The sequence below is a fragment of the Pseudomonas chlororaphis genome (assembly GCA_001023535.1).
Classification (GTDB): Bacteria; Pseudomonadota; Gammaproteobacteria; order Pseudomonadales; family Pseudomonadaceae; genus Aquipseudomonas; species Aquipseudomonas chlororaphis_E.
In genome coordinates this window covers 1,507,164-1,524,787 of sequence record CP011020.1, presented here as the reverse complement: position 1 = coordinate 1,524,787, position 17,624 = coordinate 1,507,164, and the positions used below count along the sequence as shown (strand labels likewise).

Here is a 17,624-nt window from a genome sequence, read left to right as displayed (position 1 = left end):
CCCGGGACAGGCAGTGCCTGCGGCGATCACCGTCTACCTTGCCACGGTTGTCGCGGTTTTGCAGGGCAAGCCTGTGCCAGGCAATGGATAGAAGCTTACGCAGGATTTGGGTTTTTTGCCCGGATGATGGTGGGCTAGGCCAATAAATACGGTGGTGTGCCCTTGGCGCGACGAAACGTCCTGCGCTTGTTTCGTCGCGCTCCCAATGAGCGGGTTGATTGCTCCGATGTCCAACCCTGGGAAACCGGATGAAATGCAGCGATGGCCGCGAACGCTCAGATCTTGAACTGCTGCACCGAAGACTGCATCGACCCCGCGGCGTTGTTCAACTGATCCGCCGTTTGTGTCAGGTTGTGGATCGAACGGGTGTTTTCCCGGGACTGCTCGGCAATCGACTCCACTCGCTGGGCCATCTCGTCGCTGGCTTTGGATTGCTCGGCGATGGTCTGGGAAATCTCTTCCACCACCTCGGCGGCATGCCGGGCGCCGGTGCGGATCTCGCTGATGGACACCCCGGCCTGTTGCGCCAGGTTCACGCCCTCGTCCACGCGGCTCACGCACGCCTGCATGTTCGCCACGGCATCCCGGGCGCTGGACTGGATGCGCTCGATCATCGCCGTGATTTCCTGGGTGGATTGGGTGGTGCGCGCCGCCAGGTTACGCACTTCGTCGGCCACCACCGCAAAGCCGCGCCCGGCCTCGCCGGCCCGGGCGGCTTCGATGGCGGCGTTGAGCGCCAGCAGGTTGGTCTGCTCGGCAATGCTCTTGATCACCTGGATGATGGAGTGAATGTCTTCGGATGAAGCATCCAGCGCGGTGATCTTGCTGGAAGACTGGTTCACCACCTCGGCGATCCGGCTCATGCCTTCCACCACGCCCAGGATCACCTGCCCGCCACTGCTCGCCAGTTGTTCGGACTGCGCCGAAATCGTCCGCGCGCTGTCGGCATGTTGGTGAATCTGGCTGATGTTGGCCATCATCTGCTCCATGCTCGCGGCCATGCTGGTGGCGCTAAGGGCCTGTTGGTCGGCGCTGGAGACGATCTGCCGAGCCGTATCGCCCAAGGTCCGTGACGTGCCGTGCAGCTCGTCGCTCTGGTTGCGGATGGTGGCGATCATCTGCCGCAGGTTGATCTGCATCTGCTCGATCACCCCTTGCAACTGGCCGAGCTCATCCTTGCTTTGCGCGCCCATGGAGCGCTGCAAGTCCCCTTGGGAAATCGCCTGGGTGTTGAGAATGATCTTGTTCAGCGGCGTCAGCACCGACTTCAGCAGGTTCCACGACAGCAGCGCCAGCGCCACGCAGGTGGCCAGCAAGGTCATGATCAGCCAGTAGCCCGAAGACTGAATACTGTCATCCTGACGCTCACGCGCGTTCTGGGCCTGGTTCTCGATCAGCTCGCTGACGGCCTCGTTGCGCTCCTCCAGCACCGAAAACGCGGCGTTGAACTCCGTCCGCAACGCTTGCACATCCTGGGCACCGCCCAGCACCTTGCCGATGATCTGCTTGGCCTTATCGATGTAGGTATCGACTTGGGGTTTCAACTCGACGATCGCCTTGGCGATATCCGCGGGCAAGTTCGCCTCGGCGTTCTCGGCAATCACCTTGCGCATCCGCTGCGAATGCTCGTCAAACCCTTCCAGGACCTCCTTGGCCCCCTGCGCATCCCCCGGCGCCACCAGCAACGCGGCCAGCACATCGGCACGAATGGCGTCATGCATCATGTCCGCCTCCATGTGCTTGCGCATGGCGGAAATACTGGTCTCGTTCTCCCCCAGGGACTCGGTCATGGAGTGATGTCCCCACAAGCCGATACCGCCGAGCAACAACGCAAAAGAGAGACTGACCAACCCCGAACCTATGACCTTGGTGCGGATCTTCATCGCTAACTGCTCCTGGAGCGGGGATTTCTGGGCAAGTGTAGTCGAGCGCCAGCGGCGCCTAGGGCCAGGCTAGGCCGTTATTAAAAGCTATCGGCGGGAGAAACGATTAGATGAGAGGACGCTGCATTGGGGGAGCGCGCTTGGCCAGGCGACGCCCCAATCGGTCCGAAGCCGCCATCGAGAGTGAACATCATCTGCCTGAAGTTAAGGAATTAACTCCAACTTTTTGCACACGGCTGTAAATACTCTTAGCCAGACTAACTTCTACCAATTCCGGTATGAGGCCTATCCCCCCCTGGCTGGAGTGATTATGTACACCATGTTCTTGTTTGGAAACGATACCCCTGCCGACAGTAAGACCCATGTCTGGTTGATGACGATCGGTAACGTCTCCTACTTCATACCTCGTCGATGATCTCAGTCTCCGACGGTCCTCGGGCCGTCGGAGCAACTGACGCTTCTTTGCCTTTCAGGCCACGACAGCGTTTGCCGATATCCGCTCGTCGCCCCTGTCAGCCCTGACAGTGGCGAGACTGTCGCAGATACGCCCACGCTAGCTGAAACGCCTGACCCTATTCATGGAGGGGTGCAACATGGTCATCGATGGTGAAGTGTTCAGAAGCGAATACGCGAACGTGAACGGCATTCGCATGCACTACCTGATCGGCGGCAACGGTGCGAAGCCGGTGCTCCTGGTACATGGCTTTCCGGGGAGCTGGAGGAGTTGGGAGCCCTTGATGGGACGGCTACTGCGTGCGGGGTACACCCCGGTCGTTCCTGACTATCGGGGCGCTGGAGAAACAGATATTGCCGCCACGGGTTATGACAAAAAGAACATGGCGCTGGATTTGCGCGAGCTGCTTAGATATTTGAATTTGAATCGGGTTGATATTGTCGGTCATGACATGGGATTGATCATCGCCTACGCCTACGGTGCGCTTTACCCCTCCGAAACCAAACACATGATTTTGATGGACGGATTCATCCCTGGCATTCCAGGCTGGGAGAGCCCTTATAACGGCAACCCCTCAACCGGAGTTTCGAGCAAGTGGCATTTCCGCTTCTATGGCGCCACCGCTGCAAAAATGATTAAAGACAAAGAAAAAATCTACCTGGATATGTTTTTCGATGAGTTCGTCTACCCAGGCAACCATAAAGTGCCGACAGAAGTACGTGAAGCCCTGGTGAACGACTACTCTCGCTCCGGCCGCATGGACGCAGCGTTCAAGCTCTACTCAGCCTGGATAGAGCAGGACGCCAATGACAACCAGGCCTTCGCTGCAAATAAACTGACTCTCCCGGTGCTCACCATTGGCGGAGACCATTCAAGGGGCAAGACATTGTCCGAGCAGGTGCAGCACATCACTTCACGCCCCCACTCCTTGATCTTGCAAAACACCGGACATTGGGTGCTTGAGGAGAAGATGGAGGCGACTAGCCAGGCTATTTTGGACTTTTTACAGACGTGAGGAGGCAGAGGGGAGGCCGACCTCCGCCGTATACTGCACACTCCTGAATACTGGAAATGCTTCGGAGGTAGCCATTGACCCCAGAGAACAATCTGCTGGACCGTTATATCGGATGCCTACTAGGCCTGGCTTGTGGCGATGCTGTCGGCACCACCCTGGAATTTAGCGACCGCGACACCTTGAGCCCCATCACCGATATGGTCGGCGGCGGACCTTTCGCTTTGGCCCCCGGCCAGTGGACAGATGACACCTCGATGGCACTTTGTCTAGCTGAAAGCCTGCTCTCGAAGAACGGCTTCGATGCCAGAGACCAGATGACGCGGTATCTCAATTGGTGGCATTGGGGTTACTGGAGTGCGACGGGGCAATGCTTCGATATCGGGACGACAGTGAGACAGGCGCTAATGACCTTTCAAGAAACTGGGGAGCCGTTCGCCGGTTCCATTGATCCGGAAACGGCCGGGAACGGTTCGATCATGCGCCTGGCGCCGGTCATCCTTTTCTACTTTCCGGACCAGAGCTCGATGGCATGGGCCACCAAGCAAAGTTCCCGCACAACCCATGGCGCCCCCGAGGCAATCGAGTCGTGTCAGTTGTTGGCAGAGGTGGTTTCAAAAGCATTGGCAGGTCATAAGAAAGACGACGTACTTGCTCTTTCTCCGACACAGTATTGTGAGCCGGCAATCAAAGAACTCGCTTCTGGCAGCTTCAAGCACAAGCACCGTGACCAGATCAGAGGAACCGGGTACTGCATTGCCTCGCTCGAAGCCGCACTCTGGTGCTTCTGGTCCACTGACTCCTTTGAGGCAGCAGTGCTGCAAGCCGCCAACCTGGGTGACGATGCCGACACCACCGCTGCAATCGTTGGCCAAATAGCCGGTGCGTTCTATTCGAAACAGGGTATTCCATCTCGATGGCTGGACAAGTTGCATCAGGTTTCGGACATTGAAGACATCGCCATCGCGCTGTTCAAGTCAGCCCGGTCCAGAATCACGGAAAGCCCGGACAGTCGAAACGAGTGAGCTTCAGTACGAAAAGTGGATATTGCCACCAACGACGAGCAATCGAATGCTGAAAATCTCGGCTCCGTGGCGAGGGAGCTTGCTCCCGCTGGGCTGCAAAGCAGCCCTCCAATCGGTTCAAACCGACACTGGACCGCGAAACTAAGCCAGCTGGCTCCCTGGTGCTTCCAACACCTTCACCACATCATCGATGACGGCTTTACTCATGTCCTGCAAATAACACGATGCCCAGGCATAACGATCCGTGCCGCGAATCATCGCCGCGTCCTCGGCCAGCAGTTTGGCAACGTGGAGCAGATCGGAAGCGTGGGACAAGGCCTCACTGATGGATACACCGCTGGTAACGCGAAAGAGCGGGCGATCGGAGTGGAAGGAGAAGGGGGTTAGGCCGGGGGTTTTTAAGTCTTGTGGGTTGGGCATGTCTGGCTCCTTGACTGTCCCTCCGTCGAGAATAGGTAGGAATCCGCCAAAAGCTGCCGTGGCGACAGGCAGCAGACGGCCAAAAGCGGACACTCTTGAATGACCGAAAGCAAGTCGTCATCGCTAGGTTATTTCGAAACGTGCTGCTCGCGTGCTACGGCTTGCGAACGATCCAAAATCCGACCCCAATTACTTTGTTCCCCATTAGCCTTTTCGTATGATGAGCGAACATGCTATTTGGAATATCTCGCGTGAATACACCACCTAACATCGGTTCATCACGCCAGGCAGTGCAAATGGGGGGCAGATCGGATTTCAGTGATGCTGTGGCCCAGCTCTCATGGGACGACTTGCGCATTATCAAAGCGCTTAGTGAATGCGCCAATCGCACTGATGCTGCCAAAAAACTGGGGATCAACATATCCACGGTATCGCGCCGAGTGGCCCAGCTTGAGAAAACACTTGGAGTTGCACTCTTCGATCACCGCCGCTCGGGATACATGCTCACAGCGGAAGGCGTAGAGCTGCGAGAGCTCGCCGAGCGAGTCGAACTGGATATCGTTAGTGTTGCACGGCGTGTGTCACGGGCGGGTCAGGGGCCACTCGGAAAACTGCGCATCACCACCAGCGATTCGCTGCTGTTGTACTTCCTCACACCTATCATTGCGCAATTCAAAGCTCTGAATGAAGGGATAGCGATTGAAGTACTTGTAGGCAATCAGACATTGAGTCTTGCCCGCGATGAGTCGGATATTGCGGTGAGGGCGACCAATAAACCAGCTGAAAGTCTGGTTGGGCGCAAACTCGCGACAATTGCCTGGGCGCCATACGGCAGTGATAAAAACGCACCGACCTCGACACCTTTCGAGGAAGGCCAGCCGTGGGTATCTTACTCGGCAGCTTTATGCGGCCTCAAAGCAACGAGCTACGTTGATAGCAGAGTTCACCCCGATTGCATTTCGTATCGTACCGACTCCGTCGCCGCTGCAAGCGCTGCGATTGTAGCGGGACTTGGTTTTGGGTTCCTTCCCTGCATGCTGGGTGACATCACGCCGGGATTGGTGCGTGTCGGCCCGGTTGTGCCTGAACTTCAGGATGGGCTTTGGCTGCTGACTCACCAGGACATTCGAAAGTCATGGCGAGTCAAGGCGTTCATGACGTTTTGCGCAGCGGCGGTTGCCGAACTCAAGCCGTTGGTCGAAGGCCAGCGAGCTCTCCCGGTTTCGTAGACGAAACCGGGAGCACGTCTTAACGGGTGCCGGAGCCAATGACCGCCTTGCAGACAATTTCGATCAACTGCGACCGCTGTGCGAGCCTCGATACGCCGATTATGTTGCTCGCGCACTGGGGCCGCTCGGTACCAAACGCAGCCTTGCGAACATTGCCTACCACGGCAAACGCCGCGTCCATGTCCAGCACATAAAGCGTCTCTTCGACCACGTCTTCAAGCGTTGCACCATACAGTGCAAGCAACTTGGAGATGTTGTCGTATGAAGCGCGCATTTGCTCTCCCATCGAAGAGAAATCACTGGGCTTGCCTTCGCTATCGAGTGGGGCAGGAGCTACCAGGTTGCCTTCTTCATCATGGTTGAATTGGCCGGATATATAGATGTCGTTCCCGACTTGTCTGGCCTGCGGGTAGCCATAGCTTTCTTCCCATGCGACCCCCCAGTAAGCGGTTTTCTTTCCGAACGGTTGCGAAGCTGACATTGCATTCTCCTGGCGTAGAACAGACTGCTCGCACAGCGGCAGTCCAAGTTGTGGGAAGCCAGAGACTAGCACCGCAAATGATTTTATAAGGGCGCATTAATGCGCCTCTGGAGACGCATTAATACGCCCCTAAAATCGTGAGCGATCGGTTACCTTGAACTCGAAATCGGTGCCGCACCTACCGCCAAAAACCTTCCGTGATTTTCAGCGGACAAAAGATTGGCCGGCCCGCAAAGAGATTAAAAGACCATCATTTCACTAAAGGGAACCACCATGAACAATCCAAAAACCGAAGTCCTGACCCCTCAAAACAGCCAACTGATTTTCATTGATCAGCAGCCGCAGATGGCCTTCGGTGTGCAAAGCATCGACCGCCAGACGCTGAAGAACAACACGGTCGCTTTGGCGAAGGCCGCAAAAATTTTCAACGTGCCAACCACTATCACCACCGTCGAAACCAATAGCTTCTCCGGCCACACATATCCCGAATTACTTGCTGTGTTTCCTGACGCGCCTCTGCTGGAGCGCACCTCGATGAACTCGTGGGACGACCAGAAAGTACGTGACGCGCTGAAAGCCAATGGCCGCAATAAAATCATCGTCTCTGGCCTTTGGACTGAAGTGTGCAATACCACATTTGCACTTTCCGCCATGCACGATGCCGGCTACGAGATCTACATGGTCGCCGATGCTTCCGGTGGCACAACGAAGGAGGCTCACGATTACGCCATGCAGCGCATGATTCAGGCTGGCGTGGTGCCGGTCACCTGGCAGCAGGTGCTGCTGGAGTGGCAGCGTGACTGGAACAACCGCGACACCTACGACGCCGTCATGAATCTGGTGAAGGAGCACTCCGGTGCTTACGGCATGGGCGTGGACTATGCCTACACCATGGTGCACAAGGCTCCCGAGCGTGTAGACCACGGCCCGACCCTGGCACCTGTGGCCGCCTCTGTCTGAGCCTCACTGGCCCTCATCAAATGGGGGCCAGTCCCTGAGGGATGCTGAAAAAGAGGACGAATTTATTTTCTTGACCCAAAAAAGATGACTCGTGCTCGGAAATGCTACGTTTCAATACAGCATCCACTTAGCCAGCAGTGTTCGTATCAACCCGAACCCCACCCCAAGGAGTCCCCTCCTGTAATGGACCTACACAACGAATTCGAAAACAGCAAATTCTTCCACCGCTCACGCATTGATCGGCGCGCCGCCGATGCCTTGGTGGGGCTGGCGGCTGGGATTACGGCGGACGGTGTCGTGAACACCGGCGAAGCGATTTTTCTTAAGCGATGGTTGGAGAGCAACCTCGTCCATCTGAATGACCCGGTGATCAATCTGCTGTATTCGCGTTTGGCATCCATGCTTCAGGACGATGCCCTGGACCCGGACGAGGCTCTTGAGCTGCTTAATATCCTGCGTAGTTTTTCTGGCGTGGATGTTGAGAACTCGAAGGTCGGCGGGAATGTTGTCGTTGCGCCAACGGACCTGCCCTTCAATTCACCGGCGCCCGATTTGGTGTGGGATGGTCGGATGTTTGTCTTTACGGGCGTTATGGCCTTTGGGCCGCGTAAAGATTGCCAGGCATTGGTGGAGAAACGTGGTGGTTTGATTGGGGGCGGGGTGAGTAAGAAGGTGCATTACCTGGTGGTTGGCAGCGTGGGTAATGAACAGTGGCGCCACAGTACCTATGGAACGAAGATCATGAAGGCCGTGGAGTTGCGGGAGGCCGGGGCTTGCATTGCCATTGTGGGTGAGGATCACTGGCAGAAGATGATTTTCGGTTGAGGTTGCTTCATGGGTTGTGAGGTAGAAAGGGGCTGCGCTGTTTTGACTGGCAGATCGTCGGTGGAATTGGCGGTCTGATCGCGAGTAAGCTCGCTTCTACAGGTTTTTCAGGGAGTGGGTACCCCGGAAAAAACAAAGCCTCCGCATTTCTGCGGGGGCTTTGTTTTGTATGGTGCGGCACCAGGAGTCGAAAAACGAAATATTTTTCATATTTATCAATAGGATAAATGGTTGATATTTTAACTGTTACCTCTATTGCTACCCTTTTGCTTTCTCACACAGCTCGACGCCGTTACCTCTCAGTCCTGGACTCTCGCAGGTCAAATCGATAAATGGCAAAAGGCTATGCTTAGGCTATATTGAAGCCATTCGATCTTTCGAAGCAGGCTCAAGGCAGATTTAAAATAATATGTGAATAAAAATTTCGCGGGGAAGGTATTCTTGAAATTTATGTTTCAAAGACATATTAACCTCCAAGTGTTTGAAAGTGCGTAATCTTTGCTCTAAATGGATATAAGAGACCTACATGAAGATCACTAAAATCTCAGCTGTAAATTTTCGGGCTTTGCAGGATGTGACGTTAGATTTGCGGGATAGTTTATCTTTGCTTATTGGTAGAAATAATAGTGGTAAAACATCCTTGCTTGTGCTTTTTGAAAAATTCTACGAGTCAGGTGTTGCCTTTAATTACCATGATTTTCCTTTGGCGATTCGTAAGGATCTAGTTGCGATAGATCACGGAACTGACGTTGTTCCTCTATCGATAAGTATGAGGATTGAAATTGAGTACGATGACGAAGACAATTTGCGACACCTATCAGAATTTATGTTGGATCTTGATAGTAAAGTAAACAAAGTAAATATTTTATTCGAGTGCGTTATAAACAAGGATTTATTGCTGAGAGATATAGAGCAATTCGATGGTGAAAGGGAGAGGTTTCTTCGAAAAAACCTTGATCGGTACTTACAGGTACATGTCTATGCATATGCGAATGATGAAGATCTACTTCTGGAAAACCGGACTAGGCTTGTAAAGAAAGACATCACTTCGGTCAGGGATCTGATTAATTTCCAAATAATTCATGCTAAGCGAGATGTTGCTAGCAGCGAAGGCGGCAAGAAAATGCTTTCGAAGCTGACAACGCAATATTTCAATAAGGCTAATAAGGATGTCACGGACTTCGATCCGATTAATAACTTGCTCCTGCAAATTGATGAGAGTCTTGAAAACAGCTATAAGGATTTTTTTGAGCCATTCTTAAAGACGTCTAAAGCCTTTTTGGGGATTGAAGATATCAAGGTTGTATCCAATCTTGAATCAAATGAGGTTTTGGAGAATAGCTCGCAAGTGGTGTATGGAGACCGCGCCGAATTTCTCCCCGAGACGTTCAATGGTCTCGGTCATATGAATATACTTTATTTGCTTTTGAGTGTTGAGATCAAGAAAGAGTCGTTTGCCAAAACCGGAAAAAATATAAATCTCCTTTTTATCGAGGAGCCAGAGGCGCATACGCATCCACAGATGCAATATATTTTTGCCAATCAAATAAAAAGTATCTTGAATGAGATTGACAATATTCAGGCCGTAATTACTACGCATTCATCTCATATTGTTTCGCAGTGTGATTTTAAAGACATAAGGTATTTGCAAAACTCAGAAGGTAAGACAAAAATAAAAAATTTCCATGCTGAGCTGAAAGCTAAGTATGGCGACGATGAAGATTCATTTAAGTTTCTAGAGCAGTACCTAACTCTCAATTCGTGCGAGCTGTTTTTTGCAAGCAAGGTGATATTTATTGAGGGTGTTACTGAACGAATGCTCTGGCCTTACTTTGTAGAGCTATTTGATAAGTCAAAGCTCCACAGTAAAGACCATATTTCATTGTTTTCCCAAAATGTTACAATTTTAGAAGTCGGTGCTAATGCCAAGGCGTTTAGGCATTTTCTAGAGTTCTTGGAAATCAAAACTCTTGTCATCACGGATATAGATACAACCAAAAAGACCCTTGATTTAAGCAAAGATAAGCCCAAAACAACTTATCTCTCCTCCAAGGTTGTTGACGCAGATCACATTAGCAATGCCACGTTAAAACATTACTATGATGCTCCCGACTTCTCTGATGAAGCTAAGTTCGCCAGTTGGTTCGCTAGATTAGTTTCGCATGATCTAAAGCATGCTTACTCTAATATATATATTGCTTATCAGAAGGAGGAAGAGAAATATCATGCGAGGAGTTTTGAGGATGCTTTTTTGCATGTCAATAAGGAGTTGATTAAAAAGAAAATTGATAGCATAAATGGATTGAAGAACGTGCATGAGTTTGATGCAGGGCTAGATGCCTACGATTTGATTGATAAAGTATTGGATAAAAAATCTGCGTTCGCGTCCTCTCTGTTGTACTTGGCACTAACTGATGACCAAGTTACTTGGCGTATTCCCACCTATATTGAGGAGGCGTTGGAATGGATATCCGAATGACTCCGTTTGATCAGGTTTTGTCCTGCCTAGCGCGGGGGAAGAGTTTCCTACTCCAGGGGGGAGCAGGAAGTGGGAAGACCGAAACCTTGAAGAAGTTGTTAGACCACATTTCAAAAAATATGCCAGATAAGAGGGTGGCATGTATTACCCATACGAATTTGGCTGCTGATGAGATCAAGATGCGAGCAGGTGATCTGCATACCATCAGCACAATTCATTCGTTTATGAATGGAATCGTAAAAACCTTCCGGCTCGATCTGCATAAGGTCATACACGAAATTTTCCTTCTGCCTGAATTCACGCGAGGGGAGGCCTTGGATGATGAGAAGGAATATAAGAAACGCGAGCATGCTCGCTATAAAAGGGCATACGAGAAATATGCCGAAAAGGCATATTTTATACTTAGAACAAAAGAGGAAAAAGTACTAGGTAAGCCTGTTTATGATAGAGATCCTGCCGCGGCAAACAAAGTTTTAAACGATAAGATTAAATATTTAAATTCCCATATATTGAAGCATATTGAAGGGGTTCCCGCTCATAAAGTTTCTTATAATGAAACCGTGTTTAATAGTCTTCGCGATCTAAGTTTCGGCCATGATGGGCTCATTAAGCTAGCGGTTTCTCTATTGGTGAAGCGCGCGAAATTGCGGAAAATTTTGTCTGACAAGTATGATTATATATTTGTTGACGAGTATCAAGATACTTCTCCTGATGTGGTTAGAGCGTTTCTTAACTATGTTGCAATTGATCAAAATATAATATTCGGTTTTTTCGGCGATTCGATGCAAGGTATATATGAGGAGGGGGTTGGGGATGTTGAGTCATATGTACAATCTGGTGCGTTAGAGAAAATTGAAAAGGAGGATAACTATAGATGCTCGGAGCAGGTTGTAAGGCTTATAAATAACTTGAGGAACGACGGATTAAAACAAAATGTTGCCTTGAGGGTTTTTGATGGCGGTCTTTTAGAAACTTTGGTCGAGCGCCAAGGTAAAGTGAAACTGGTTTATGCGATTTGCGAAGAGAAGCCTAATCAGCAAAGCTCTCGTGAGGCAAAGGATTTATATGTCGAAAAACTTTATAAGTTGATTGAAAGAGCTCAGGGTTTTGATAACTACAAAATGCTAATGCTGACAAACAAAGCTGTAGCGTTAGAAGCAGGGTTTGGTCGTTTGTACGAGATTTTCAACTCTCGATTTGGTCAGTCCACGAATGAAAACCTAGAGAAAGTACTAACTACGTGCCATTTTGATGATTTGTATGAACTATATCAAGATGTTTCGTCTCGTAGACATTCTAACGTTATCCGCACTGTAAAAAAATCTGGGTTTGTATTAGATTCAGTTCGTCAAAAGGATGAGTTGCTAGCTGCATTCAAGCAGGTTTTCGAATTGAACTGCTCTGGGCACAAGGCGATACTCGAATCTTTTCAGCTGAAGTTGATAAAAAGTTCGGAGTCCTACGAACGCTTCATAAAAAGAAGAGATCACTTCATTGAGCAGATGAATGGGGACGCCAGGTACACTGATTTTAAGAAGCTTTACATATCAGGTATTGACAGTTGTAGTAAATTAAATAAATCAGGATTCGATATTGATGATTATGAATTTGGAGATTTGGAGCGAGATGTAAAACGGGATTTGTTTTATACCGAGTTTTTTGGCGAAAAAATAACCTTGGGCGAGGTGTTTAATTACTACGATTATTTGTCGGAGAAAACAAATTTTATAACCATGCACAAGACGAAAGGCTCAGGGATAAGAAACGTATTAGTTGTAGTGGATGAGTTCTTTTGGCGAGACTATAAGTTTACTAATATATTCTCAGCAGGCCCTGTGTCGGCTGAAAATCAGAAGATTATGTATGTTGCGTGCTCACGAGCTATTGAAAATTTGACCTGTGTACGGCTTATGGGTGAAGAGGAAGCTTCATCTATTGGGGACTATTTTGATGAGGTTGAAGTTGTAAAATTAGATTGATAGGTAGCAGGGGAGGTGATTAATTCTCTCCCCAATAAAATACCTAATGGGTCATGAGATCCAACGGGGGGGGTTAAAATTTCCAAGTCTTTGCTCTTCGCGAGGCTATCAGGCGTACTGTTAATAAATAATAGTATTGAGTTGATTTGGAATGTTTTTCTAGGCCGTGGGTCAGAAACCAAGCTAAATGTTTACGCCTCCAAGACCACGGATTATTACGATGCCATCGTTCATATATCGCTCTTTGGATTTCGTTAGCTTGGCGGATGTGGCGGTTGCGTGTCGCGGGTGCGCCATTCAGAACTCAAGATAGAAAAAGCTCCATATTATACTCGCCTCTCATACTGCACTTCCTATATAAGCCGAAGCCACGTCGATTCGACCGTGTCCTAGTTCATAGCTGAGTTGTAAACGAGCCCGTCTGTCAATGTTTCTATGGGGACGACCGCAGATGACGCCAAATACTGGTGCGAGGTGGCCGGTGATTTTCTCATAGCGCTCACATGCGTACGCCGCCCGCAACTCATGAAATCCTTTGAGATTGTGCAATTTTAGAATTTGTCGGGATGGTCTTATAGTGTCCCGCTGGAAACTGATATAAGTCTCGGTTGATGCAATTAAGTTTCGGCTACCGTACGGAGTGACCTGTTTAGCGTAGCGAAGTGCTTCGAGAATATGTTCATCTACTTCGATCCAGCGAGACGCCGTAGCACCCCTGCGGCCGCCTTTGGTACCTTCTTGGATATTTATCCTGCCAAGCTGATTGGCCTCACGGTTCAGCCGTATGAGATCCGCTAGCACTGCCTCGCGCAAACGCATCCCGGTAGCACGTGCTAGGAGTAGTATGGCTGCAGCGCGGGGATGTATTTCGCGGAGTATCCCGGCTATACATTTAACTCGCTGACGATCCTGACCTTGTGGAGCAGTCGTACGAACGGTGGTGCGCTGCATTCCTAGTGCCTTGCTCGGGCTTGGCAGCTTCACGTGCTGATCACCGCGAAGCGCTGCCATGGTCCGGTTTACGCTGGATAGGCAATTCTGTGCGGTAGCAACGGCCAGCTCGCCGACCTCGACCAAATTACGCAGATGCAACGCATAGTCAGCAAGTGTCTGCCGATTTATTTGTCGTGCATCATTAACGCCCGGCCCATCCTCCGATCTGCACCAGCGCACGAATGCTTGCCACCGGTCGCTGTGCGTTTTGACCGTGCTGTAGTGACCACCACCATATATGTCCCGTAATGCCTGCGGCCCGGCATAGCTCAGTTGCCGACCCCACCCAAAATTGCGCCCATCCCTTTTCCCGACCAATGCCATGATCAAACTCCTCTCGAAGCTGAGCCTCAAAACCTTCCCCACGTCATCCCGCCAAGAATGTTGAGTGTTATCAGGGATCAAGGCCCCTGCGACCTGTGAGGGTTGTCCACTAACGCGGGACTGGCGGCTCCTTACGACCGGGAGCTTGGGCATCTCATGATCTGGCCTCCTGAGCACTTCCGAAGAAGTGGGCGGGTGGAGGCTGCACTGGCTGACGAGACCAGCGCCGCGAGATCCTGAGTCGGGTTAAGGCAGTGAAGCGATGACCGGGGCATGCCTGACTGTCAGTCAGGTGAAGTCCATTCCGTGGATTGCGGCACCATCATCTGCATCGCTGTTGCTGGTGACTTCGGTATTTGTCACGCCGATTGTCACGAAGGAAAATGCCGCAATGCCTTGTACGAGTTGGGCTGCAGCAGCGGTAGGAGCGCCCGTCTCTTTCCGGAAGAAAGAGACGGGCGCAGGTTGGCGCAATGAATGGCCAAAGGGATAGGTTGCTGCAGGGCAGCTATGAAAGGGGGTGAGTTGCCGCAGTGGGCACACTGGTAAAAGTAGGCATCCATCACATCGCTGTGACCGTGCGAGCCGCCGGACGCTAATCGCACTTTGGGAGAACCACCACCGTGTGGCGTAGCCTTAAAGGTTCTGGCTACCTGGGTTGCTGTCAACGACAGCGCTTTGCCCGATCTTTTCTACGCCTGTGGATAATTCGGGTCAAGGCTCGAATTTTCGGGAGTTTTGCGGCTGTGGATGAAATTATCCACCGGTGGAAATCAGTGGTTTTCCACAGACAGTTACGTGGGCTTTAGATTTTTTAAGTGAGGTCCATCCAAGCAGGGCGGCTTTGCAGCCCTGTTTGGATGGACCCGCGTGGACAAGCGGACCACTGATATATGTAGACCGAGCACTTACTCAGTTGCGCCACGTTTTGCTTTTAGGCGAGTGACGTTCGCTCCGGTCTGGTTCGCGAATTCGTGTGGAGTGAGATGCTCCTGCCGGTTGGTCTCCAGATACCGGCTCCACCAATTCATGATTAGCCTGCGCTCCTCAATGAACTCGGCCTTGTGGATGTAAGCGGCGCGGACGTTGTTGCGTTCCTTGTGGCTCATCTGCCTTTCAATGGCTGTCTCCGACCACAATCCTGACTCGATCAGTGCGCTGCAGGCCATCGAACGAAACCCATGCCCGCAGATATCGGTTTTGGTGTCGTATCCCATAGTCCGTAGCGCGTTGTTCACGGTATTTTCGGACATGGGCTTCCAGGGTTTGGCATCACCTGCGAAGACCAATGCGAATTTGCCTGTGAGTGCATGGATTTTTTCGAGTAGCGCCACTGCTTGCGGCGATAAGGGTACTAAATGGATATCCCCTGCCATCTTCGTACCCCTTGTGGAAAAGGGTACGCCTTCCAACGCGGGTCGAGTGTCCGGTATCTCCCAGGTGCCGCGCTTGAGGTCGAACTCGCTCCAGCGTGCGAAACGCAGCTCGCTGGATCGTACAAACACATGCAGCGACAGCATCACCGTCAGACGGGTAAGTGCCCGGCCTTTATAGGTGTCGATCCGCTCCTGTAGTTCCGGCAGTCGCGATAAGGGTAGAGCGGGGCGATGTACCACCCGCGGGGCTTTGATCAAGCCTTCGAGGTCGTATGCAGGGTTGGCGGTGATAAGCCGGAGGCGTTTTGCCTCGCGCATGATGCTCTGCAGGTAGTTTTGTACCCTTAAAGCTACGTCTATTGTTCCGCGCTTCTTGATCGCTTCCAAGGGCTGCATGAGGTCATGGGTGTCGAGGTCGACAATGGCGCGAGCGCCGATCAGCGGGAACACGTGGGTTTTGAGGCGACTCATCACAGTCTTGGAATGGCCTGGTGCCCACTTGGCCGACATTTCCGTATGCCAGTCGAGCGCAACGCTTTCAAAGGTTCTGCCTTTGATTACGGCTTCCGCCTTGGCTTGGTGCTTGGTCTCTATAGGATCAACGCCATCTGCCAGCATTCGCTTGACTTCCAAGCGCTTGCGGCGCGCATCGGCGAGGCCAATGACGGGGTAGTTGCCGAACGAGGTCAGTCCTTCCCGTCCGTCAGGTTTGACGTAACGGAGCCGCCAGCCTTTGCGGCCATTGGGTTGGACTAGGAGATAGAGGCCATCGCCGTCGAAAAGCTTGTAGGCGCGGTCTGTAGGTTTTGCCAAGCGGCAAGCTGCGTCGGAGAGCGGAGCTGTGGTGCGCGACATAAGGGTACTCCCTTTTATCGAAGTGACCTGTATCCCAAACTCTACCCTTAAAACGGTTGGAATCCACCGGTTTCTGACGGAAACCGATGGAATGCCAAAACGAAAAAACCCGCCAGAAGGCGGGTTTTTCGGGGGTTCCAGAGATTTTGAAAGCCTTCTATGGAACCTTGGATGGTGCCGGCACCAGGAATCGAACCCGGGACCTACTGATTACAAGTCAGTTGCTCTACCAACTGAGCTATACCGGCGTGTGGGCGACGATTATAGCGGTTGGGCGCGTTCTGTAAACCCCTGAATTCTGAATATTTTTGCGCGAGGTTGGCTCAGGTGCGGTGCAGCACGTTGCGCAGTTTCTGCAAGGCGCGCCAGGTACGGCTGTTTTGGATGGCGTGGAGTTGGGCCTCGGCCTGTTCGGCGCGTTGCAGGGCGGCGGTCAGTTGGGCGTCGGTGTCGTCCAGGGGGTGGCTGAAGGGGTGGCCTTTGCGCAGTTGGAAGCCGTCGAGGTTGCAGGGTGGGATGTCGAAGGCCGGCTTGAGGGCCAGGTGTTCTTCGGCGAGGTAGTAGGTGTTGATGCCGTCGAACAGGATGGACTGGTAGCCGGCGCCGGTCACCAGGGCTTCCCAGGCCTGGTCGCGGGCCCATGGGGTTTCGATGAGGATGATCCAGGGGCGCCAGCGGCTGAAGTCCATGCCGCGCAGCACGGTTTCTTCGTGGCCTTCCACGTCGATTTTCAAGAAGTGGATGGGGCGGTCCTGCACATGCTCTTCGCAGATCGAGGCCAGGGTGCGGGATTGGACGGTTTGGGTGCGCACGTCCATGCCGGCGTCGCGGTGCTGTTGGGCGACGTTGGGTTCGACGGTGGACAGCCCGGTGTCGGCGATGGTGTAGAAGGTCAGGCTGTCGGCGTTGTCGCCGGCCACGCATTGCAGGTTGATGTCTCGGGGACGCTCCTGGCAGAGCGCGGCGTAGTAGGCCTGCACCGGTTCGATGTTGATACCCTGCCAGCCGTGGTCGTAGAAAGCCCGGGTAACGGAATCATCGGTCGGATGGTTGGCGCCGACGTCGAGGTAAAAGCCGTTCTCCACCTGTTGAAGGGCGCGCCACAGGCGTATGTCTTCGAAGTTTTGTGCGTAGGAAATGAACGTCACGACCAATCCTTGAATGTGTCGGCGGGGTGTCAATCAGGATACGTTCGGTTGTTGTATAGCACCGCCAGGCCGGGTGCAATGAGTGCTGTAAGGCAGCACTGAATTCGGCGGTTATGTCGTTTTGCTTAGATGCTTATGCACAACGGGATGGATGCAGCCGCTTGAACCTTGCCATTTTGTG

General features: G+C 52.1%; 13 protein-coding genes and 1 tRNA gene. 8 read left to right on the top strand and 6 right to left on the bottom strand.

The features are described from left to right. Positions 1–275: 275 nt before the first annotated feature. Positions 276–1,883, bottom strand: a complete 1,608-nt coding sequence (locus tag VM99_06565; protein ID AKJ97738.1) for a chemotaxis protein — start codon at positions 1,881–1,883, stop codon at positions 276–278. Positions 1,884–2,109: 226 nt separating this feature from the next. Here VM99_06565 and VM99_06560 point away from each other — a divergent pair, with 226 nt between their 5' ends. The 3 genes from VM99_06560 to VM99_06550 all read left to right on the top strand — a co-directional run bounded on the left by VM99_06560 (position 2,110) and on the right by VM99_06550 (position 4,374). Further along, the gene (locus tag VM99_06560) at positions 2,110–2,298 is read left to right on the top strand and encodes a hypothetical protein (GenBank protein AKJ97737.1); all 189 of its coding nucleotides are present in this window, start codon (positions 2,110–2,112) and stop codon (positions 2,296–2,298) included. 142 nt (positions 2,299–2,440) lie between these two features. Beyond that, on the top strand, positions 2,441–3,352 hold the full coding sequence (locus VM99_06555) for a hydrolase (protein ID AKJ97736.1): 912 nt from the start codon (positions 2,441–2,443) through the stop codon (positions 3,350–3,352). 74 nt (positions 3,353–3,426) lie between these two features. Further along, positions 3,427–4,374: an ADP-ribosylglycohydrolase gene (locus VM99_06550; protein AKJ97735.1), complete on the top strand. Its 948-nt coding sequence runs from the start codon at positions 3,427–3,429 to the stop codon at positions 4,372–4,374. 141 nt (positions 4,375–4,515) lie between these two features. Here the strand turns inward: VM99_06550 and VM99_06545 are convergent, their stop codons facing one another. Further along, positions 4,516–4,794 carry a hypothetical protein gene (locus tag VM99_06545; protein AKJ97734.1) on the bottom strand — a complete coding sequence of 93 codons (279 nt, stop codon included), beginning with the start codon at positions 4,792–4,794 and terminating at the stop codon, positions 4,516–4,518. 296 nt (positions 4,795–5,090) lie between these two features. On the opposite strand from VM99_06545, the gene VM99_06540 reads away from it, so the two are divergent. Further along, complete coding sequence (locus tag VM99_06540) at positions 5,091–6,023, top strand: LysR family transcriptional regulator (GenBank protein ID AKJ97733.1); 933 nt, start codon at positions 5,091–5,093, stop codon at positions 6,021–6,023. Positions 6,024–6,042: 19 nt separating this feature from the next. On the opposite strand, the gene VM99_06535 is transcribed toward VM99_06540, so the two are convergent. Further along, the gene (locus VM99_06535; protein AKJ97732.1) at positions 6,043–6,504 is read right to left on the bottom strand and encodes an endoribonuclease L-PSP; all 462 of its coding nucleotides are present in this window, start codon (positions 6,502–6,504) and stop codon (positions 6,043–6,045) included. 273 nt (positions 6,505–6,777) lie between these two features. On the opposite strand from VM99_06535, the gene VM99_06530 reads away from it, so the two are divergent. The 4 genes from VM99_06530 (at position 6,778) to VM99_06515 (ending at position 12,747) form a co-directional block, all read left to right on the top strand. Then, positions 6,778–7,464 (top strand): chloroperoxidase, encoded by a 687-nt coding sequence (locus VM99_06530; protein AKJ97731.1) that lies wholly within the window; start codon positions 6,778–6,780, stop codon positions 7,462–7,464. 183 nt (positions 7,465–7,647) lie between these two features. Next, complete coding sequence (locus tag VM99_06525) at positions 7,648–8,289, top strand: NAD-dependent DNA ligase (GenBank protein ID AKJ97730.1); 642 nt, start codon at positions 7,648–7,650, stop codon at positions 8,287–8,289. A 526-nt stretch (positions 8,290–8,815) separates the two neighbouring features. Next, entirely contained in the window at positions 8,816–10,768 is a 1,953-nt protein-coding gene (locus VM99_06520; protein ID AKJ97729.1) for a hypothetical protein, read from the top strand. After that, positions 10,753–12,747, top strand: coding sequence for a hypothetical protein (locus VM99_06515; GenBank protein AKJ97728.1), 1,995 nt, complete (start codon positions 10,753–10,755; stop codon positions 12,745–12,747). The genes VM99_06520 and VM99_06515 overlap by 16 nt, the downstream gene beginning before the upstream one ends. Positions 12,748–14,972: 2,225 nt before the next feature. Here VM99_06515 and VM99_06510 read toward each other — a convergent pair. The 3 genes from VM99_06510 to VM99_06500 all read right to left on the bottom strand — a co-directional run bounded on the left by VM99_06510 (position 14,973) and on the right by VM99_06500 (position 17,443). After that, on the bottom strand, positions 14,973–16,295 hold the full coding sequence (locus VM99_06510; GenBank protein ID AKJ97727.1) for an integrase: 1,323 nt from the start codon (positions 16,293–16,295) through the stop codon (positions 14,973–14,975). A 172-nt stretch (positions 16,296–16,467) separates the two neighbouring features. Further along, a tRNA-Thr gene (locus tag VM99_06505) sits at positions 16,468–16,543 on the bottom strand. A 75-nt stretch (positions 16,544–16,618) separates the two neighbouring features. Further along, the gene (locus VM99_06500) at positions 16,619–17,443 is read right to left on the bottom strand and encodes a methyltransferase (protein ID AKJ97726.1); all 825 of its coding nucleotides are present in this window, start codon (positions 17,441–17,443) and stop codon (positions 16,619–16,621) included. Positions 17,444–17,624 lie beyond the last annotated feature (181 nt).